This window comes from Azorhizobium sp. AG788, from assembly GCF_943371865.1.
GTDB lineage: Bacteria > Pseudomonadota > Alphaproteobacteria > Rhizobiales > Xanthobacteraceae > Azorhizobium.
The window spans coordinates 136,136-156,906 of record NZ_CALRWL010000002.1; the positions used below are offsets into that span (position 1 = coordinate 136,136).

Annotated in this window: 13 protein-coding genes and 2 pseudogenes; 4 read left to right on the plus strand and 11 right to left on the minus strand. The window is 63.6% G+C overall.

The features are described from left to right. Nucleotides 1-7: 7 nt before the first annotated feature. Genes narJ through AAG816_RS02050 form a run of 4 tightly spaced genes read right to left on the minus strand, consistent with a single transcriptional unit; the run spans nt 8 to nt 8,768 of the window. Nucleotides 8-715, minus strand: a complete 708-nt coding sequence (gene narJ / locus AAG816_RS02035; RefSeq protein WP_341987694.1) for a nitrate reductase molybdenum cofactor assembly chaperone — start codon at nt 713-715, stop codon at nt 8-10. After that, nucleotides 715-2,241: a nitrate reductase subunit beta gene (narH, locus tag AAG816_RS02040; RefSeq protein ID WP_341987696.1), complete on the minus strand. Its 1,527-nt coding sequence runs from the start codon at nt 2,239-2,241 to the stop codon at nt 715-717. The genes narJ and narH overlap by 1 nt, the downstream gene beginning before the upstream one ends. Continuing rightward, a complete protein-coding gene (locus AAG816_RS02045; protein WP_341987698.1) occupies nt 2,238-5,981 on the minus strand; it encodes a nitrate reductase subunit alpha in 3,744 nt (1,247 codons plus the stop codon). Before AAG816_RS02045 ends, narH begins: the two co-directional genes overlap by 4 nt. 24 nt (nt 5,982-6,005) lie before the next feature. After that, complete coding sequence (locus AAG816_RS02050) at nt 6,006-8,768, minus strand: MFS transporter (protein ID WP_341987700.1); 2,763 nt, start codon at nt 8,766-8,768, stop codon at nt 6,006-6,008. Between the two features lie 247 nt (nt 8,769-9,015). Here AAG816_RS02050 and AAG816_RS02055 point away from each other — a divergent pair, with 247 nt between their 5' ends. The 3 genes and pseudogenes from AAG816_RS02055 to AAG816_RS02065 all read left to right on the plus strand — a co-directional run. Next, a complete protein-coding gene (locus AAG816_RS02055; protein WP_341987702.1) occupies nt 9,016-9,711 on the plus strand; it encodes a cyclic nucleotide-binding domain-containing protein in 696 nt (231 codons plus the stop codon). Nucleotides 9,712-9,785: 74 nt separating this feature from the next. Next, nucleotides 9,786-10,333 (plus strand): annotated as a pseudogene (locus AAG816_RS02060) (IS5 family transposase); the annotation flags it as partial. 24 nt (nt 10,334-10,357) lie between these two features. Next, nucleotides 10,358-10,477, plus strand: a pseudogene (locus AAG816_RS02065) (IS481 family transposase); the annotation flags it as partial. Nucleotides 10,478-10,949: 472 nt separating this feature from the next. On the opposite strand, the gene AAG816_RS02070 reads toward AAG816_RS02065, so the two are convergent. Continuing rightward, entirely contained in the window at nt 10,950-11,273 is a 324-nt protein-coding gene (locus tag AAG816_RS02070) for a hypothetical protein (RefSeq protein ID WP_341987704.1), read from the minus strand. Between the two features lie 95 nt (nt 11,274-11,368). Next, entirely contained in the window at nt 11,369-14,800 is a 3,432-nt protein-coding gene (locus tag AAG816_RS02075; protein WP_341987706.1) for a molybdopterin-dependent oxidoreductase, read from the minus strand. A 116-nt stretch (nt 14,801-14,916) separates the two neighbouring features. Between AAG816_RS02075 and AAG816_RS02080 the strand changes: the two genes are divergently transcribed. After that, nucleotides 14,917-15,846 (plus strand): LysR family transcriptional regulator, encoded by a 930-nt coding sequence (locus AAG816_RS02080; protein ID WP_341987708.1) that lies wholly within the window; start codon nt 14,917-14,919, stop codon nt 15,844-15,846. A gap of 70 nt (nt 15,847-15,916) precedes the next feature. Here AAG816_RS02080 and AAG816_RS02085 read toward each other — a convergent pair whose 3' ends face one another. From AAG816_RS02085 to AAG816_RS02105, 5 genes are read right to left on the minus strand one after another with little or no spacing between them, the layout of a single operon-like run. Next, complete coding sequence (locus AAG816_RS02085) at nt 15,917-16,243, minus strand: hypothetical protein (protein ID WP_341987710.1); 327 nt, start codon at nt 16,241-16,243, stop codon at nt 15,917-15,919. 16 nt (nt 16,244-16,259) lie between these two features. After that, nucleotides 16,260-17,552 carry a Zn-dependent hydrolase gene (locus AAG816_RS02090; protein ID WP_341987712.1) on the minus strand — a complete coding sequence of 431 codons (1,293 nt, stop codon included), beginning with the start codon at nt 17,550-17,552 and terminating at the stop codon, nt 16,260-16,262. Then, nucleotides 17,549-18,520, minus strand: a complete 972-nt coding sequence (locus AAG816_RS02095; RefSeq protein ID WP_341987714.1) for a dihydroorotate dehydrogenase — start codon at nt 18,518-18,520, stop codon at nt 17,549-17,551. The genes AAG816_RS02090 and AAG816_RS02095 overlap by 4 nt, the downstream gene beginning before the upstream one ends. Then, complete coding sequence (locus AAG816_RS02100; RefSeq protein WP_341987716.1) at nt 18,517-19,413, minus strand: dihydroorotate dehydrogenase electron transfer subunit; 897 nt, start codon at nt 19,411-19,413, stop codon at nt 18,517-18,519. Before AAG816_RS02100 ends, AAG816_RS02095 begins: the two co-directional genes overlap by 4 nt. After that, the gene (locus tag AAG816_RS02105) at nt 19,410-20,549 is read right to left on the minus strand and encodes an MFS transporter (protein WP_341987718.1); all 1,140 of its coding nucleotides are present in this window, start codon (nt 20,547-20,549) and stop codon (nt 19,410-19,412) included. Before AAG816_RS02105 ends, AAG816_RS02100 begins: the two co-directional genes overlap by 4 nt. Between the last annotated feature and the right edge of the window lie 222 nt (nt 20,550-20,771).

Here is a 20,771-nt window from a genome sequence, read left to right on the forward strand (position 1 = left end):
GTCTCCCTCAGGCGGTGACGGTGCGCGCGTCCCGCGCTCCGGCGCGGATCTGCGTGCGCAGGCGATCGACGGAGCAGCCGCCGAGGGATTCGCCGGGGCCGAACACCACGGCAGATTCCTCCCAGGCGGCATCAAGCGCGGCGAGATCGTCGGTCTCCGGCACGCAGGGGGCGGTGGGGTCCAGAACCATGGGCGCGGCTCCGGCTGCGGCACGGATGGCTGCAAACACCGCTGCATAGGGCGTTCCGCGCTTGGTGAGCAGTTCCTCAAGAGTGGCGAGGATGTGATCGGTATCCGCCAGCAGCCCGCGCGCCTCCGCGCGGGGCCGGGTGGCCACATACTCCAGGAACAATGGCAGGTAGTCGGGCAACTCGTTGGCCGCCAGCATCAGGCCACCGGCGTCATAGAGCCCGGCCAGGTCCACCATGGCCTGGCCCCGGTCCCGGCTCTCGCCATGCACGTGCTCGAACAAATGCAGCGACAATTTGCGCGTCCGGTCGAACAGATCCACGTAGCGCTCCTGCAACTCGTACAGGTCGAGCGTGCGCAGATCGTTCAGCAGCGGCGTCAGGGCCGCATGGTGTTGCGCATCGAGAAGGCCCTCGGCGGCGAGCGCCGCCTCGATCTCGCCGACGGCGTCCACCAGCGACGCACCGGGATAGACGAGCAGCGCCGACAGCGCCTTGAAGGTGATGGACTGAAGGGCAGCGGTCATCACACGATCTCCATCGGGTTCGTGGCCTTCTTCGCCTTGCCGGAGCCGAACAGGTTGAGTTCCGAGGTGCCGCCCGAGCAGCCATTGCCGAAGGAGAAGCCGCAGGAGCCACGCAGATCCTGGGCGTCTTCGCTCCATTCGCGATGGGCGGTGGGGATGACGAAGCGATCCTCGTAATTGGCGATCGCCATCACCTGGTACATCTCCTCGATGGCCGCGCCGGTGAGCCCGACCTCGGCGGCGATCCGCTCGTCGAGGCGGCCATCCACCGTCTTGGCCCGCATGTAGCCGCGCATGGCCAGCATGCGCTCCAGCGCCAGGGCCACCGGCTCCTCATCGCCGGCGGTGAGCAGATTAGCGAGATATTGCAGCGGGATGCGCAGGGAACGCACGTCCGGCATGTCGCCATTGACGCCCATCTTACCGGCGGCGGCCGCCGACTGGATCGGCGAGAGCGGCGGCACGTACCACACCATGGGCAAGGTGCGGTATTCGGGATGCAGCGGGAAGGCGATCTTCCACTCCATCGCCATCTTCCACACCGGCGAACGCTGGGCCGCGTCCAGCCAGGCCTCCGGCACACCGTCCGCCCGCGCCTGGGCGATCACCGCCGGGTCCTTGGGATCGAGGAACAGCTTGAGCTGCGCCTCGTAGAGATCCTTCTCGTCCGGCACGCTGGCGGCGGCTTCAATGCCGTCGGCATCATAAAGCACCACGCCCAGATAGCGGATGCGCCCCACGCAGGTCTCCGAGCACACAGTCGGCTGGCCCGCCTCGATGCGGGGATAGCAGAAGATGCACTTCTCGGATTTTCCCGAAGACCAGTTGTAATAGATCTTCTTGTAGGGACAGCCGGAGACGCACATGCGCCAGCCGCGGCACTTGTCCTGGTCGATCAGGACGATGCCGTCCTCCTCGCGCTTGTAGATGGCGCCGGAGGGGCACACCGCCGCGCAGGCCGGGTTCAGGCAGTGCTCGCACAGGCGCGGCAGGTACATCATGAAGGTGTTTTCGAACTGGCCGTAGATTTCCTTCTGGACCCCCTCGAAATTCACGTCCTTGGCGCGCTTCTCGAATTCGCCGCCAAGAATTTCCTCCCAGTTCGGCCCCCATTCGATCTTCTCCATGCGTTGCCCCGAAATGGCCGAACGGGGCCGTGCGGTGGGGAACGCCTTGGATTCCTTCGCGGTGTGCAAATGCTCATAGTCGAAGGTGAAAGGCTCATAATAATCGTCGATCTCCGGAAGATCGGGGTTGGCGAATATGTTGGCCAGAACGCGCCACTTCGCACCCATCTTGGGCTCGATGCGGCCGTTTTTCTTGCGCTGCCAGCCGCCGTTCCACTTCTTCTGGTTCTCCCACTCGCGGGGATAGCCGACGCCGGGCTTGGTCTCCACATTGTTGAACCAGGCGTATTCCACGCCTTCGCGGTTGGTCCAGACGTTCTTGCAGGTCACGGAGCAGGTATGGCAGCCGATGCATTTGTCGAGGTTCAGCACCATGGCGATCTGTGCGCGGATTTTCATTGTGCAGCCTCCATCGGCAGGTGGGTGGTCAGCGGGCCTTCGAGCCAGTCCACTTCGGCCATCTTGCGGACGACGATGAATTCATCGCGGTTGGCGCCCACGGTGCCGTAATAGTTGAAGCCATAGGCTTGCTGGGCGTAGCCGCCGATCATGTGGGTGGGCTTGAGCACCGTGCGCGTCACCGAATTATGGATGCCGCCACGGTTGCCGGTGAGCTCGGAGCCCGGCGTATTCACGATCTTTTCCTGGGCGTGATACATCATCATCATGCCCGCCTTGATGCGCTGGGACACCACCGCGCGGGCGGTCAGCGCCCCGTTGATGTTGAAGACCTCCACCCAGTCGTTGTCGACGATGCCTCCGGCCTTGGCGTCGGTTTCCGAAATCCACACCACCGGGCCGCCGCGATTGAGCGTCAGCATCAGCAGATTGTCGGAATAGGTGGAGTGGATGCCCCATTTCTGGTGCGGGGTCAGGAAATTGAGGACGATTTCCTTATTGCCGTTGGGCCGCAGATCCTTGACCCCGGCGATGGTCTTCAGATCCACCGGCGGCTTCCAGGTGACAAGGCCCTCGCCGAAGGCCCGCATCCACAGGTGGTCCTGATAAAGCTGCTGGCGCCCGGTGAGCGTGCGCCAGGGGATCAGTTCGTGGACATTGGTGTAGCCGGCATTGTAGCAGACCTTCTCGCTCTCGATCCCGGACCAGGTGGGCGAGGAGATGATCTTGCGCGGCTGGGCCTGAATGTCCCGGAAGCGGATCTTCTCGTCTTCCTTGGCCAGGGCCAGATGGGCGTGTTCGCGCCCCGTGGCCTTGGAGAGCGCCTCCCAGGCCTTCACCGCCACCTCGCCATTGGTTTCCGGCGCCAGCATCAGGATGACTTCGGCGGCGTCGATGTCGGTCTCGATCTTCGGCAGGCCGTGGGCGGCGCCTTCGCCGCGTACCCCGTTCAGGGCGCCGAGGGCCGCGACTTCATGCTCCGTATTCCAACTGATACCCTTGCCGCCGTTGCCGGACTTGGCCAACAGGGGACCCAGCGCGGTGAAGCGGGCATAGAGGTTGGGATAGTCGCGGGTGACGACGCTGATCGCCGGCATGGTCTTGCCGGGGATCGGCTCCACTTCACCGCGCACCCAGTCCTTCACGTCGATGGCCTGCGCCATCTCGCCCGGCGTGTCGTGCAGGATCGGGGTCAGGACCACGTCCTCTTCCACACCAAGGACTTCCTGCGACACCTGCGAGAACACCTTGGCCAGGCCCTTGTAGATGTCCCAGTCGCTGCGCGCCTCCCATGCCGGGTCCACCGCCGCCGAGAGCGGATGGATGAAGGGGTGCATGTCGGAGGTGTTGAGGTCGTTCTTCTCGTACCAGGTGGCGGTGGGCAGAACGATGTCGGAATAGACGCAGGTGGTGGACATGCGGAAATCCAGCGTCACCAGCAGGTCGAGCTTTCCCTGCGGCGCGGTCTCGTGCCACACCACCTCCTGGTTGCGGACAGCGCCCTCCGTGCCGAGATCCTTGCCCATGACACCATGGGTGGTGCCGAGCAGGTGCTTGAGGAAGTATTCGTGCCCCTTGCCTGAAGATCCCAAGAGATTGGAGCGCCACACGAACATGTTGCGCGGCCAGTTGGCCGGATCGTCCGGGTCATGGCAGGACAGCTCCAGCTCCCCCGACTTGAGGGCTTGGACAACATAGTCCTTCGGCTCCAGGCCGGCGGTCTTGGCCTTGGCCGCGATCTCCAGCGGGTTCTGCTTGAGCTGGGGGGCGGAGGGCAGCCAGCCCATGCGCTCGGCGCGCACATTATAGTCGATGAAGCTCTGGCCCCAGTTCCCGTCCGGGGCGGTGGGAGAGAGGATTTCCGCGGCGGTGAGCGTCTCGTAGCGCCACTGGTCGGTATGGGCATAGAAGAACGAGGTGGAATTCATGTGCCGCGGCGGCTTGTTCCAGTCCAGCGCAAAGGCCAGCGGCTGCCACCCGGTCTGCGGACGCAGCTTTTCCTGGCCCACATAATGGGACCATCCGCCGCCGGACTGGCCGATGGCGCCGCAGAACACCAGGAGATTGATGATCCCCCGATAGGCCATGTCCATATGGTACCAATGGTTGATACCGGCCCCGAGAATGACCATGGAGCGACCGTTGGTCTTCTCCGCATTGGTCGCGAACTCGCGGGCCACCGTGATGATGGCGTCCCGCTTCACGCCGGTGATGCGTTCCGCCCAGGCGGGGGTGAACGGCACGTCGTCGTCATAGCTGCGCGCCACATGATCGCCGCCGAAGCCGCGGTCGAGGCCGTAGTTCGCCATCATCAGGTCGAACACCGTGGCGACCGTGATAGTGGAGCCATCCGCCGCGGGAAGGGTGAGCACCGGCACGTTGCGGGTCAGGATCTCGCCATGCTGGGTGGCGACGAAATGCTCGGTGGCGCGGCCGCCGAAATAGGGGAAGTCCACCGCGGCGATGTCGGCGCCCGCATCGGCCAGGCTTAGCTTGAGGCGCGTGTCAGCGCCGCTGCCGTCCCTCTCTTCCAGGTTCCATTTCGCACTCTCATCCCAGCGAAAGCCAACCGAGCCATGCGGCGCGACCAGTCCACCGGAAATCTCGTCAATGGCCACGGTCTTCCAATCGGGATTCCTGTCCTCGCCGAGGGCGCCGTCGAGATCGGAGGCGCGCAGCATCCGCTCCGGCACCAGCCGGCCCTCCCGCGCCACCAGGCGCACCAGGATCGGCATGTCGGAATAGCGCCGGATATAGTCCTCGAAATAAGCCGCCTGCCGGTCGAGGTGATATTCCCGCAGGATCACATGGCCCATGGCCAGTGCCAAAGCGGCGTCGGTGCCCTGCTTGGGATTGAGCCAGATGTCGGCGAACTTGGTCGCCTCCGCATAGTCCGGGCTCACCACCGCGCTCTTGGTGCCCTTGTAGCGGACCTCGGTATAGAAATGCGCGTCGGGGGTGCGGGTCTGCGGGACGTTGGAGCCCCAGACGATGATGAAGCCGGCATTGTACCAGTCGGCGCTCTCGGGGACGTCGGTCTGCTCGCCCCAGGTCTGGGGCGAGGCGGGCGGCAGGTCGCAATACCAGTCGTAGAACGACATGCACACGCCGCCCAGCAGCGAGAGATAGCGCGAGCCCGCCGCATAGGAGACCATGGACATGGCCGGGATCGGCGAGAAGCCGACGACCCGGTCCGGCCCGTGGGTCTTCACCGTATAGGCATTGGCGGCGGCGATGATCTCGTTGACCTCGTCCCAGGTCGCCCGCACCAGGCCTCCGTGGCCGCGAATGGCGGTATAGGACTTGCGCTTGCCCGCATCCTCCACGATCGAGGCCCAGGCGGCCACCGGCGGCAAGGCGGCGCGGGCCTGCCGCCATAGCTTGAGCAGGCGGCCGCGCACCATGGGATATTTCACCCGCGCGCCGGAATAGAGATACCAGCTATAGGACGCCCCGCGCGCGCAGCCGCGCGGCTCGTGGTTCGGCAGGTCGGGCCGCGTGCGCGGATAGTCGGTCTGCTGGGTCTCCCAGGTGACGATGCCGCCCTTGACGTAGATCTTCCACGAGCACGAGCCGGTGCAGTTCACGCCATGGGTGGAGCGCACGATCTTGTCGTGCTGCCAGCGCTTGCGGTAGCCGTCCTCCCAGGCGCGGTCCTCGTTGGTGACGATGCCATGGCCGTCGGAGAAGGTATCGACGGTTTTCTTGAAGAAGCTCAGGCGGTCGAGGAAATGGGACATCAGTCTCGCCCTTATGAAAGGTGATTACTTGGCCGAAGCCGGAAGGAGGGACGCGGCGCGCTTGGCGCGCTCGACGTCGTGCAGGAGGGCGCCCTTGCGGGTGTAGACGGCCCAGGTCACGGCGAGGCAGATCACATAGAAGATGAGGAAGCCCCACAGTGCCGCCTCTGGCCCGCCGGTGAGTGCGATAGAGGTGCCGTAGCCCTTGGGGATGAAGAAGGCACCGAACGCCGCGATGGCGGAGGTGAAGCCGGTGATGGCGGCGGATTCCTTCTCCACCTGGCGGCGCCGGGTCTCGGCATCGGCGTCGGGCATCAGCCGGCCCATTTCCTTGCCCATGATGGCCGGGATCATCTGGAAGGTGGAGGCATTGCCGACGCCGGTGGCGAAGAACAGCAGCAGGAAGGAGGCGAAGAAGCCCCAGAAGGCGCCCGGCTGGTCCTTGATGCCGATGAACCACAGCACGCCGGACACGCCGATCATCATCAGCACGAACGCCCACAGCGTGACGCGGGCGCCGCCGTATTTGTCCGCCAACCAGCCGGTGCCCGAGCGCGAGAGCGCACCGACCAGGGGGCCGAGGAAGGCGAACTGAAGCGCGTTCACATCCGGGAATAGGGTCTTGGACAGCAGCGGGAAGCCCGCGGCGTAACCGATGAAGGAGCCGAAGGTGCCGGTGTAGAGCCAGCACATGATCCAATTGTGCTTGCGCCGAAAGATGATCGCCTGCTCAGCGAACGAGGCCTTCGCATCGGCGATATCGTTCATGCCGAACCACGACGCGAAGGCCGAAAGTACGATGAAGGGTACGAACACGAAGCCGGCATTCTGAAGCCACATGGGGGCGGGGCCCGTGGCCCCCTTCACCATGGCGGGATCGCCGCCGAGCCAGCCGAAGACGCCCATGGTGATGGCAAGTGGCACCACGAACTGGACCACGCTGACGCCGAGATTACCGAGGCCGGCATTCAGGGCCAGCGCATTGCCCTTCTCCGCCTTGGGGAAGAAGAAGGAGATGTTGGACATGGAGGAGGCAAAGTTGCCGCCGCCGAAGCCGCAGAGCAGCGCCAGGATCAGCAGCACCACATAAGGCGTTTCGGGATTTTGCACCGCATAGCCGATGCCGAGCGCGGGGATGAGCAGCGACCAGGTGGTCAGCGTCGTCCACAGGCGGCCGCCGAAGATCGGCACCATGAAGGAATAGAAGATCCGCAGCGTCGCGCCGGAGATGCCCGGCAGGGCTGCGAGCCAGAACAACTGGTCCGTGGTGAAGGTGAAGCCCACCAGCGGCAGCTTGGCCACCACCACCGACCACACCTGCCAGATGGCAAACGACAACAGCAGCGCGGGAATGGAGAGCCAGAGGTTGCGGCGGGCAATGGCCCGGCCGGTCTTGGCCCAAAATTCCGGGACTTCCGGACGCCAATCGGTGAGCACGCCGCCCTTCGTCCGGGCTTCGGGCGCGGGCACGGCCTCCGGCTCCGGCATGCCCTGCATTTCCGGCAATTGCGGCAACCGGGCCAGCATCTCACCGCCCGCCTCACGCTCCATCTGCCGGATCGCCACATGCATCCAGATGAGCGCACCCGCCACCAGGACGAACAGCGCCATGAAGCAACTGGTCCAAAGGCCGGTGAGATCAAGCAGGACGCCGAATAGGATCGGCAAAAGGAACCCGCCGAGGCCGCCGATCATGCCGACGAGGCCGCCGACCGAACCCACGTGCCCAGGATAATAGACCGGGATGTGCTTGTAGACCGCGGCCTTGCCTAGAGCCATGAAGAAGCCGAGCACGAACACCGTCACCGTGAAGGCAACCAGCCCCATCTCCAAGTGGAAGGCAATCGGGCCATGGACGCCGTGCACCACGTAATCCGTAGGCGGATAGGACAGGACGAAGGTTGCGGCAATGGCGACCAGGAAGGTCCAGTAGAGCACGCGCCGTGCCCCGTAGACGTCGGACAGATGGCCGCCATAGGCACGGAACAGGCTCGCCGGCACCGAGAAGAACGCTGCCATCATGCCCGCCGTCTTGATGTCGAGGCCGTACACATTGATCAGATATTGCGGCAACCATAGCGCCAGGGCGACGAAGGCGCCGAACACGAAGAAATAATAGATGGCGAAGCGCCAGACCTGGATGTTCTTCAGCGGCTCAAGCTCAAGCCAGGCGCTCTTGGGCACCACGCCGGAGCGGCGGCGCGCCACCAGAACCGGATCATCTTTGGTGGTGAACCAGAACACGAGCGCCATGAGCACCAGGCCGGCCGCCCACACCTGCGCCACCATTTGCCAGCCGAAGGCCACAAGCACGAAGGGCGCGAGAAACTTGGTGACTGCGGCCCCCACATTGCCGGCACCGAAGATGCCCAAAGCGGTGCCCTGCCGCTGCGGCGGATACCAGCGCGAGACATAGGCCACGCCCACGGCGAACGATCCGCCGGCGATGCCGACGCCGAGCGCGGCCACCAGCATCTGCGGATAGGTATGGGCATAGGACAGCAGAAAGGTTGCTGCTGCGGCGGCGAGCATGGTGGCGGTGAAGACCACGCGGCCGCCATACCTGTCGGTCCAGATGCCGAGCACCACGCGGATCAGCGAGCCGGTAAGGATCGGAGTGCCGACGAGGAGACCGAACTGGGTCTCGCTGAGGCCCAGTTCCTGTCGGATGCGGATTCCGATGATGGAGAAGATCGTCCAGACCGCGAAGCAAACGGTGAAGGCGAGCGTGCTCATGGCGAGCGACGTGCGCTGGTCTCCGCGATCAACCTCTTGGATGGGATTCATGATGGATCTCGACCGTTTGCTCTGGCGCATCTGTGTCGCGCCCAGGCCGCAAACTGCTGCAAGTTCGGTCCGTCAACTTTGATTTGAATCAGAATAAATAGATGAGGGACTCTAACCGCCCGAAACATTCTGGAAAATATAAGATATATGATAATATATAGGCTAATAAATGATGGAATTATATCTATTAATTGACATTTGTTAAGCGACCGCGTTCATGGAGGCCGTTATCATGACGGAGGCGTCCATGAGGATCGAGGATGCTGCTGCGATCCGCGAACTGCCGCTGTTCCGGAATGTCGAGCAGGGTGTCTTTGCCCGGCTCATAGATGCAGGATTTCTGCAACGCTTTCCGCCAGGCGTGGTGCTGATCCAGGAAAGCGATCGGGCAGATTTCCTGCATGTGGTCGTGGAAGGAACCGCGGAGTTGTTCGCGGGGACTGGGGGGCGGGAGACCACCATCGAACTGGTCCGCCCGGTGGGTCTTTTCATCCTCGCCGCTGTGCTGCGTGACCAGGTTTACCTTCAGTCGGCGCGGACCCTGGAGCGGTCCCTCATCCTCATGCTCCCGGCTGAAAGTGTGCGCGCCACTCTGGAGGCTGATCCCGCCTTCATGCGGGCAGTGGTCATGGAACTGGCCGGCGACTACCGGCGGACCATTCGAGATCTGAAGAACCTGAAACTTCGCAACGGAGCGGAGCGTCTTGCCAACTGGCTCATCCGCGCGGAGCTGGAACAGGGCGCCACCGGAGCCGTCGAAATTCCCGTCGAGAAGCGCACGCTTGCGGCCCGGCTCGGCATGACTCCCGAGAATCTGTCGCGCGCCTTTGCCACTCTCACGGAATACGGGGTTCGGACAAAGGGCGCGCGGGTCGAGTTCACGGACCGGCTGGCCCTCCTCGCCTATGCCAAGCCGGATCCCCTGGTGGACCTGCCGGATTGAACCCAGGCTCAATCATGAATATCAGCTATGCTCGGAGCCTATTAATCTGCCTTGAGTTGTGATTCACAGTCTCCATGGAGGAGGCTGGCAGGGGTGATTTGTTCCTGCTGAGCGAGCGTCTGATGGCTCGGATCTCGCCGTTTTTCCCGTTGGCCCACGGGGTGCCGCGAGTCGATGACCGCCGGGTGGTGAGCGGCATCGTCTATGTGATCCGCAACGGCCTGCAATGGAAGGATGCGCCGAAGGACTACGGCCCGCACAAGACGCTGTACAATCGCTTCATCCGCTGGAGCCGGCTCGGGGTCTTCGACCGTATCTTCGCCAACCTCGCGGGCGAAGGACCAAGACCGGAGCGCATCACGATCGATGCCGCCCACCTGAAGGCCCACCGCACGGCGGCAAGCCTGCTTACAAAGGGGATGTTCCCCGTCGTATCGGGCGCACCAAAGGCGGCTCGAACTCCAAGCTCCACACCGTCTGCGACGGCGAGGGCCGGCCGATCATCATGGTTCTGTCGGAGGGCCAGATGGGCGACCACAAGGGTGCCCGCCTCGTCCTCGATGCCTTGCCGCCGGCCCGAAGCCTGATCGCCGACCGTGGCTACGACAGTGCCTGGTTCAGGCCGGCTCCCAATTCACTCTACGACCTGGGGCGAAGCGTCCGGGGTGCGCGGGTGATGACCGAAGATGGGTCCGGCTACGCCGCCTCGCTGTTCCGCAAGGTGCCCCGGATGCTGGGCGTCCGGCACATCCGCACCCGGCCATACCAATGTCTTTCCGGGCCCGCGGGCAGAAGGTCCGTCTGAGGCCGGCGCCTGTAGGAGCCATTCGTGAAAAAGAGAAGGGCCGCCCTTTTGCACTCCCTACGGGAAGTGTGGCAGCCCATGACCTCCTCAATATGGACGAGATAATCAAAGACTTCAATTTGCTCGGGGACGCGAGTGCTCCATCGTCAATGCGCCACTCCCTCCAGGCGCTCGGTCGCCTCGACGCGCTTGCCTCACTGGCGGGCATGGCGGCCGATGACCTTGGCCCTATGTTTTCGCGCAAGGAAGCGCCGAAGCGAATTGCGAGGACTCGGCATCCGAGGGTTCCGAGTGGCAACAGGGACGATGCAAATCCGCGCAGCGAGGTCGATCCGACCGAAGCCGAGGATGATGAGAGGAGCAAGCGTAGAGGCGGCGCCTGCGACTGCCGTCAACCCCCGCGCATCCCTCACGCCGCGGCATCGGCTGGGGCTCAGGATGATCCGTCTGTCTGCTTGGGCGGGTAACGTTTCACTGCGTAGGGAATGCGCGGGTGAATCCGTCTGGGCGCGATCTTAGCCCCAACGGCTGGCAGAAAGCCCTCCGCTAGGAGGGCATCGCCGAAACTGGGACGTTGCGCGACGGCCAGGAGGAGTCCGGCGAGTTCTTCCCTGTCGATTACGATGGCATTCGGAATTTGCACTTCTGGAGCTTTGCCGGAGTCGGTCAACTCCGCGAGCAGGTCGAGTAGACGCCGTTCTGGAGCGTCCAACGAATGCGCGGCGACACGAATGCGTCGAATGAGATTCTCGTCCATCGCGACTAACCACTCCGGCTCATGACGCATCTTAGCCGATAACCGATCAGCTCGCGAGCGAACTCCAAGTTGGATTAGACCGAGGAGTAACGTCGTTAGATATCGAGAGTGATGGATGACAGCGCGATTGCAACGCATGGCAAGCAGTGACCGCTATCCGGCTGGCTGACGCCGGCCGGATAGCCAACCTCTCCAACGACGAGGCGGACAGTGCATGCTCCACACTGCCCAGTGCGACAACCACTCGCAGGGTTCAATCCATCCGCTTCCAATAGATCGAGCAGCGACCCGTTCTCAGGACGCCACTCGAGGGTCCGCTTGGAACCACTGAGCATCACGCGTTGCGGAAGCCGCCGTGAAGAGGGCCGCGCCGAGGGGCCGAACGCTTCCACGTGTAGGTGGTCCGCGGGAAATCCCGCTTGTTCAAGGCCTTCGCTGATCTGCGCAACCATCGCCGTCGGCCCACACAGATGGATATGCGAGCCGGCTGGCGACACAGAAAGCACATCCGACGATGAGATCCGTCCGGCCCTCCCGTTGAGACCGCCGCAGTTGGAAACCGCCTTCGATCCACTCTGAAATATCTGAAGCGTCAGGCTTGGCAGGTGCGCGGCAATCGAGCGGATCTCGCGGGCGAAGGCCAAATCGGTTGTTGACCTTACGCCATAGAGCAGGTGAACCGGAATGGTCTCTCTGGCCGCTTGCAACTCATGGAGCATCGCGATGAGAGGCGTCACTCCGATGCCGCCAGCGACAAGCACGATCGCGCCCGTGGGTGTGCTCGGGCGATGCAAGACGAACCCGCTCTTCGGCGCACGAACGTCGACCCTCACGGCTGGCAGGCCCTTGAGGCTATGCAGTGCCCTCGACATAAGGCCCGGCGCGCCCGACTGATCGCCGCCCAACTTCACTGAGATCCGATAGCCCTGTCCGTCGAACGGACCGGACAGGGAATAGCACCGAATGATCGCCGTGCCGTCGGGCCGCGGCAGGCGAAGAACGATATGCTGGCCGCCACGGAAAGCAGGCAACGCGATGCCGTCAACGGGGTGGAGGTGGAACGACAGAATACCCTCGGCCTCCATTTCTCCGGCGGAAATTTCAAACGGCCGCCAGCCGCTCCAGGCAAGCGGTTGCGGGGGCGTCAGCGATGCGATCTCGCACATGGACGAGCGCAGGCCGGTGGCCCCACTCACCGGATCGGCATCCCGGTCGGATATCAGGCGATTGTAATTGGCGCCCAGCGGGTCCAATGGGTCGAAGGCAGGCAGTTCGAGAGCGTCATTGGCTTGCCACCAGCCATATTGTGCAGAAACAACGCGCTGATGCAGGCTCGCATCCAGTTTTGCGCGCATGCGCGCCGAGCCATGAGCCGTCCGGATCTCAACCCAGTCATTTTCAGCGATCCCACGCTCAGCGGCGGCATCTGGATGCAGGCTCACCTCAGGATCGGGGAGGCGGCGTCGAAGCGAAGGGGCATGGCGATGCTGCCCATGGCAGTAGTGAGCGACTTTCGCCGAGGTGAGGATGAGCGGGAAGGGTTCGGACCCAATGCGATACGGCGAGAGCGCAGGTTCGATGAAGACCGGAAGGGGCGGTTCACCCGCGTCGAGCAGAATCTCCGAAAAGATCTCGATCAAACCGCTTGGGGTCTTAATCCCATCCTTCTTGTAGCGATCATACTTTGGCGATCCATTCAGCGTGATGCCAGCCGGTTGGTCTCGTAGCTGCTGCAAATCGAGGCCCAGGGGGGAGAGAATTTCGCTCAACCCTTTCTCGATGTCCCCGTCCCAGAACACGTGTCCAAGGCTGAGGCGTTTCGCCAGTTCGAAGACAACAAAGGCATCGGACCGCGACTCTCCCTCGCTCGGTATGACTGCCTGGCGGAGCTGGATGTGGTTGTGCGCCTTCTGGCTCCCCTCAAAGCCGACCCGCAGCGCTTCGCGCTCCCATGGGGTATTGATCGGCAATACGATGTCGGCGAATGCGGCCGTGGGGGTGAGCACGACATCCGCATGGAGATAAAAGTCCAGCTTCTGCAAGGCTGCGGCACCGCGCTGCGCATCGGCGTGATTGACGATGAAATTGCGGCCGAAGTTGACGAGGCCACGGATGGGATAAGGCGTTTCGTCGAGAATGCCGTCGTAAAGGGCGTCAGAGCCAATCCAGCCGCGTTTGGCCGGACCGACCGAAGATCGTGATAGCCCGATGCACTTGGCCCGCTGTTCCGCCGACAAGAGCTCCTGGCCCGAAACGTCTCGGCTTGCCGGTTTGGAGAACTCCACATTCCCACCTGGCGCATCGAAGCTGCCGGTCAGTGCCATGAGGATGGCGATGGCGCGGTCGGTCTGCGTGGCATTGGTATGCTGTCCAACGCCGGACCAGGCATAGTAGCAGACCGGCCCGGACTCGGAGATGAGCCTTGCGGTCTCTGTGACTTGCGCGCGCGGAACCCAGGCAATTCTTTCCACCCGTTCAGGGGGATATTCGTCGCAAAGCTGCCGATAAAGGGTGAGCACCGACCGGCAGTGGAGCGCCACGCCGCCAGCTCCCAAGACCTCCGCATCCGTATAGACCTCAGGACGGCATTCGGCGGTGAAAGCCCGGCTGCGGAGCGAATAGGCGATCAATTGGCCCGTCGACGCATCCCGGGCGATGAAATCGCCGTCGTCAGCTTCCTGCGGTCGGGCGGCGAGATCGCGCGCGCGCAAGAGACGTCCGGTATCGCTGCGTACGAGCATTGCCGCGTTGGTCCAATCCCGGACGAACGCCTGATCGTACCAGCCGTGTCGAAGCATTTCCCCGGCGATGCCGAGGGCGAGCGCCCCGTCCGCTCCGGGACGGACACGCAGCCACTGATCGGCGCGGCCGGCAAAGCCCGCGCGGCGCGGGTCGACGACGATGAGCCGCGCCCCTCGGCTCCTGGCCGCCGCCGTCGCGGTTGCGTGGTCCAGCCATGTCGCACTCGGATTATGCCCCCACAGCACGACGCATCCGGTGCGTTCGAAGTCCGGTGAGGCAATGGACCGGCCGAACGTGAATGCGTGCGCAAAATCCTTATGCCAGTTGCAGATTTCAGTGCCGTTGGCCACGTTCGGCGTCCCGAAGGCATTGGCCAGCCGCTCGATCCAGCGCAGATCATCCGCGATCGGCGTCCCGCTGGGTGTCGTCCAGCCGAAGGCGACCGCTTCTGCGCCGTCGCGCTCACGGATGCGCGCCATTTCGCGGGCGCTGTGCTCAAGAGCTTCGTCCCATCCGATCCGTTCCCAGCCCGGATCCCGATCTCCCCGTGGGCGCGTCCGTCGCATCGGATGGAGCAGGCGCTGCGTATTGTAAACCAGCTCGGGTGCGGCTCTGCCCTTCACGCATAAGGCCTGTCCCGTGGGATGGGAGGGGTCAGGCTCTTGGCCGATGAAGCGGCCGTCGCGCGTGACCATGATCGCGCCGCACCTGGACTTGCACAGCGCACAGAAGCCGGGGGTTCGGACCTCGGAGTTCGGCGGAAGCGCCGTTCGCAAACTGCCCATCTGTCATCCCCGGCCGTCCTCGCTGGACGGTGCAAAATCCTCCGGGCATCCTGCTCGCACAAGCAGAAGATTTCGGCCATCATGATGCCGAAACGGCATCATGATGGGGGAGCAATGTGACGGACAGACGCTATCGGATTCACGCGGCATCGCTCGTCTATTTTGATGCGGTTCGCCGGGCCGGGAGCATCCGTGAAGCGGCCCGGCGCCTGAATGTGGCTTCCTCTGCCCTCAACCGGCAGGTGCTTGCGTTGGAAGCCGAGCTGCAAACGCCATTGTTCAAGCGCTTACCTGGCGGTCTCAAGCTGACATCGGCCGGTGAGATCCTGGCGCATCACGTAACCGGCGTCCTGCGTGATGCCGAACGGCTCCAGTCCGAGCTTGATGCGCTCAAGGGCCTGGATGCCGGTCATGTGGAACTGGTGACCTTGGAGGGGCTTTGCCACCATATCGTGCCGAATGCGATCGCGGCCATGAGTGTGCGCCACCCGCGAGTCAGCATCGGGGTGAGTATTTTGGGGTCGGCGGAGATACCCCGCGCCATCGCGTCGGGAGATGCGGATCTTGGCATGGCATTCGAAGTGCCGACCCAGGCAGAGCTCTATCGGGTCCAGGCAGCATCGTTCCGTCTGGGGGCGGTGGTCCGGGCGGGCGCGCCATTGGCGGCCTCTCAACATATCACGCTGGCGGAGCTGCGAGACGAGACGCTCATTGTTCCCAAGGACAATTTCGCCAATCGGGTGCAGTTGAACCCCGCTTTGATGCACGCCGAGATGACCCGCGCGCGACGCTATGAGGCTGGGTCCATTGATCTGATGAAGCAACTGGTCCTGAGAGGACTTGGGGTCGCGCTAATGACGCGGGTCGGACTTGAGGCGGAGATCGCTTCCGGACAACTCGTTCACATCCCCCTCCGTCACGGCCGGGGCTATCTTCCGAGCGCACTGGGTCTATACGCCCGAAGCGGGACGGCGCTTTCGCTGGCGGCGGAGGTCTTTGCCCAGCATCTAGCGACTTCGATGCTGGAGGCAGCAACCGGCGACTAGGAGCATCCGATCGCCGGCTGCACTGAAACCATCGCGGACACTGGCAGAGCGCCAAGTGTCCGCGCTCATATCAGGCTTCAGCGGGAAGCCTCGGCGCCAGTTCTGCCGACCCAAGTTCGTTCAGAAATGCGATCCGCTCCGCCGCTCCCGCCGCCTCCAGCGTAACGGCCCGCTCCACGTAGGCGAGCAGGCGGTCATAGGCTTGGCTGGCAATGCCCGCAGGCAGTGGCTCCCCGTCATATGCATCCACAAACCGTTCGGCCAGATCGGCAAGGAGGCGCGCCATCGCCGCGCTCTCTTGGTCCCGCAGCCGAATGGTTTGTAGCCGTTTCTGGAATTCGAGATAGGTGTGGGCACCACCGTTCTGCTTTCGCATCCAACCCAAAAGATCATTCATGGAACGCACTGCTCCCTCATAGAACGGCCTGTCTGATTGCGGCCCGCATCACTGCAACACCCAGGGCGAAATCCTCGAGATCCATGGATTCGGATGGGTTGTGCGACCCGTGCCGGTTCCGCACGAAGACCATGGCACTGGGGATGCCAGCGTTGGCAAAGACCGCCGTGTCATGGCCGGCACCACTGGAGAGTTCCTCGTCAGCCAGCCCGAGCTCCCGGGCAGCGGATTTCAGGCGGTCGATCCAGCCGCGATCCAGCGCTGCACCGGCGGTGGCGCATCGGCTATCCAGCCGGAACGCAACGCCGCGCTCTTCGGCAACACCGTCACATTCCCGGCGGAACAGATCGTAGAAGGCCGCCAGGGTCTTGCCGTCATGGCTGCGGAAATCCAACGAAAACCGCACGAGGCCCGGGATGCGGGCAATGGCCTGCTCCTGCGCGTCGGTGCCGAAGATGCCCGACGTGACGACGAGGTCCTGGCCGTTGTCCAGAAATCTGCGCCAGTGCCGATCGAGCCGGCAGATCAGTTCGGCTGCGGCGAATAACGCATCGTGCCTGAGCCCGCGCGGCACCGCGCCAGAGTGCCCTGCCTGCCCCAGGCATTCGATGGTGCGGTGACGCACATTGCCACGAATGCCCTGCACGATTCCGATGGGTAAGTTGCGGGTTTCCAAGACCGGTCCTTGCTCAATGTGCAGCTCAAGCCACGCGGCGATGGACGTCAGGTCGAGGAGCGGCTTGCCGCGCATCACCCGGTCCACATCGACCCCCACATCGCGCATGCAGTCGCCGAGGGATCGGCCCGTGTCGCTCGCCGGCAGCGCAAGGTGTGCCGCCGGCAACTGTCCCAACAGGCTGCTCGATCCGATGTAGGATCTGCCGAAGCGGGCGCTCTCCTCGCCGCGCAAGCCGTACACCTTAATAGTCCTGCGCGGTCTGAACCCGTCCTCGCGAAAACGGGCCAGGATGGCGATGCCCGCGACAACGCCCGCGGCACCATCGAAATTGCCGCCCTGCGGGACGGAATCGAGGTGCGAGCCACAGGCAATGCAGGGAAGGTCGGGCTCGGTACCCTCCAGGCTGATGACGAGATTGCCGCCCGCATCACGCTCCGCCCGCAAGTCCATCTGGCTGGCATCGGTCGCAACGATGTTGAGTGCCTCGCTCTCGCGTTCGCTATAGGCAAGGCGTGTGATGCCGATGCCGTCCGTCGTTGCACGCCTAAGCGCGTCGAACAGCCGTCGGGCGATCTGAATGTCGCGACTGCGGTCCCGGGCGCAGGGGGCGTCCTCAAGGGCGAGGGTCATGATACGGGTTCCAGCCAGGCCACATCGGGCCCGTCGGTCTCCGCGGTGATCACGCCGCCGATGAGATCCGTGATCCGGGGAATGTCACGCCGCAAGCAGAAGGCTTCGAGGCCATCGATGATCGTTCGCATCACGGCAGGCTGGAGAAAGGTCGCCGTGCCGACCTGAACGGCGCTGGCGCCCGCCAGCATGTATTCTATGGCGTCCTCAGCAGTGGCGATGCCGCCGCAGGCGATCACGGGGATATCGACCACCTTGGCGCATTGGAACACCTGGCGCAGGACGATCGGCTTAATCGCAGGGCCCGAAAGACCGCCCATGATGTTGCCGAGACACGGCTTGAACGTCGTGATGTCGATGGCCATCGAGAGGAACGTATTGGCGACGACGACGGCGTCCGCACCCGCAGCCTCTGCCGCTCCCGCAACTTCGGCGACCGCGCCGGTATTCGGAGTCAGCTTGACCCAGAGGGGAAGATCCGTGGCAGACCGAAGAGCGCGGGTCACCCGTTCGGTGACGTCTGCGCTCATGGCAAAGGCCTTCCCGTCTTCCTCGATATTCGGGCACGAAATGTTGGCCTCGATCGCGGAGACACCCGCGATGGTCAGCGCCGCAGCAAGGTCGGCGAAGCCATCCACTGTCGGGGCGGAAATGCTGACCACTAGGGGCGTGTCAACGCCTCGGTAAAAGGGAAGCACGTGCTCTAGGAAGTGCGGAACTCCCTTGGAGGGGATGCCGATTGCATTGATCATGCCCTGAGGTCTTTCGACGACGCGGGGCAACGGATTGCCATGTCGGACCTCCCGCGTGAGCGTCTTGAGGACCACGGCGCCGAGACGACCGAAGTCCAGAACCTTGTCCAGACCCTCGGCGAATGTGCCGGAAGCCGGCATCACCGGATTGCGCAAGCGGAGGGGGCCGATCTCGACGGAGAGGTCGACCCCATGGCCGGAGACATCGCGTCTCATGGCAATGCCTCGCGGATGTCGAAGACGGGGCCATCCCAGCACACGCGTCGACTGACGATCTCGCCGTTGACGTTGAAGTCACGAACGCAGCAATAGCAAAGCCCGATGCCGCAAGCCATCTGCTGCTCGAGGGCGACCTGACCGGGAAGTTCGAACTCCAGCGCCAGCCTTTGAATTGCGCGCAGGAGCCGACCGGATCCGCAGGTGAACAGCGCATCGCAGCGCCCCTCCGCGATGATCCGGCGCAGGATGCGCTCGACGTTCGCCGGGCCCGATGTCTGCTCCGCGTCCGTGACGGTCACGACTTCAACGTTGCGGGAGACACGGGGATCGGGATGGATCAAGAGATCCGGGCGGCGTGCACTGACGATTGCGGTGACTTCGGTTCCGTTTGTCCGCGCCCATGTCATCAGCGGGGCGAGGGTCGCGAGCCCAGCCCCCCGACCCACGGTCACGATGTGTTTCCATTTCGGATCGAGGCTGAAACCGACGCCCAATGGTCCCATCAGATCCAGCCGGTCGCCGACCTGGAGGGTCGCCAGCCCACGGGTGCCGGCACCGGCCACCTTGTACAGGAACTCGATCGTGCCCTGGTTGGTGTCCGCTCCATAGAGGCTCATGGGGCGACGGAAGAATGGTTGCTCTCCTGGTGATTGTGGACACAGCAGTTGGAAGAACTGTCCCGGCTTTGCGGCACAGGCCAACGGGCAGCCAGCGACAACCATGTGACGGTACTCGCCATTGATGGCCACGTGCGTGATGATTTCTCCAAGCTCCGCAACCACCGACGGGCGCCACGCGGGTGGGAATTGATGGCCTTCCTCACCAGCAGGCCGACGGACGGGCAGGAGGGCGCCGCCCTGCGAAACGGGCATGATTGCTGTTGCGTTCATGCCAGTTCAGCTCCCTTGCGCTCAGGGATCAGCAGCCACATTGTTACGATGTCGAGAAGATACAGGATGGCGAGAAGCGCAATGGCGGTGTCGAAGCCCCACGCCATGGCAACGGCTCCCATGATGACGGGCCCAAAGCCGCCGATCGCCCGCCCAAGATTGAACAGGACGTTCTGGGCCGTAGCCCGCGCGACCGTGGGATAGAGTTCGCTGATGAGCGTGCCGTATCCGCCCAGCATGCCGTTGACAAAGAAGCCCATAATCGCGCCAGCGATCAATAGAAACATCGGATCCGTCAAGCGCGAGTAGACGACCACCATGATCGCTGCACCCAGCATCCATCCAAAGAATGCCGGTTTGCGGCCAGCGCGGTCGGCGACCTGACCAAATGCGTAAATCCCCAAGGCCATGCCCAGAATCGTCACGGCGGTCCAGGCCGCGGACTGGGTGAGGCTGAAGCCAAACCTGCTCGACAGGTAGTTGGGCAGCCAGATCATGACGCCGTAGTATCCGAAGTTCTGTACCGAGCACAGGATGATGATCCCGATGCTGCGGCGGGTCGCTTCAGGATCTGACGCCAGCAGCTTCAACGAAGTTCCCACCGAGCCGGCACTGGAGCTCTTCACGAAGATTTCCGGCTCATGGAGGCTGTGACGAATGAAATAGGCCGCGACGGCGGGGAATATGCCGACGGCGAACATGCCGCGCCAGCCGATCAGCGGGAGCAGCAGCGGGGTTAGCAGGGCGGCGGCAAGAACGCCGAGCTGCCAGCCAAGGCCAACATATGACGAAGCCCGTGCGCGCTTGGAGTTCGGCCAGGATTCCGCCACGAGCGCCATGCCGATTCCGAACTCGCCCCCGAGGCCGATGCCGGCGATCGTGCGATAGAAAAGCAGGTCCCAATAGCCTTGGGCAAGCGCGCAGAGCCCTGTGAAGACCGCGAACAGAACAATGGTCCAGGTCAGGACCCGGACGCGGCCGAGTCGATCGGAAAGCACTCCGAAGAACAGGCCGCCCACGACGGCCCCGACGAGCGTCGCCGTTACGAGGGACGCAGCTTCTGCTTGGGTCAAACCTAGATCTGCAGAGATGACGCGCAGCATGAAGCCGAGGATGAGCAGATCAAAACCATCCATCGCGTAGCCGAGCGTTGATCCTGCTAGAGCCTTCCATCCGGCTCTGTCGACGACGTCCCGCTCACGTGCTTGAGCAGATCGCCCTGGTTGTATCGATGTTTCAGAAACGTGTGCCATCCCGGAAGTCATCCTGAGCTACGGCTAAACCTTCAGGCACACGTTCCGTGCGCACGCCACCATCGGCATCGCTGCGGTTGCTGATGTGCCCCTCTGTGACGTCCC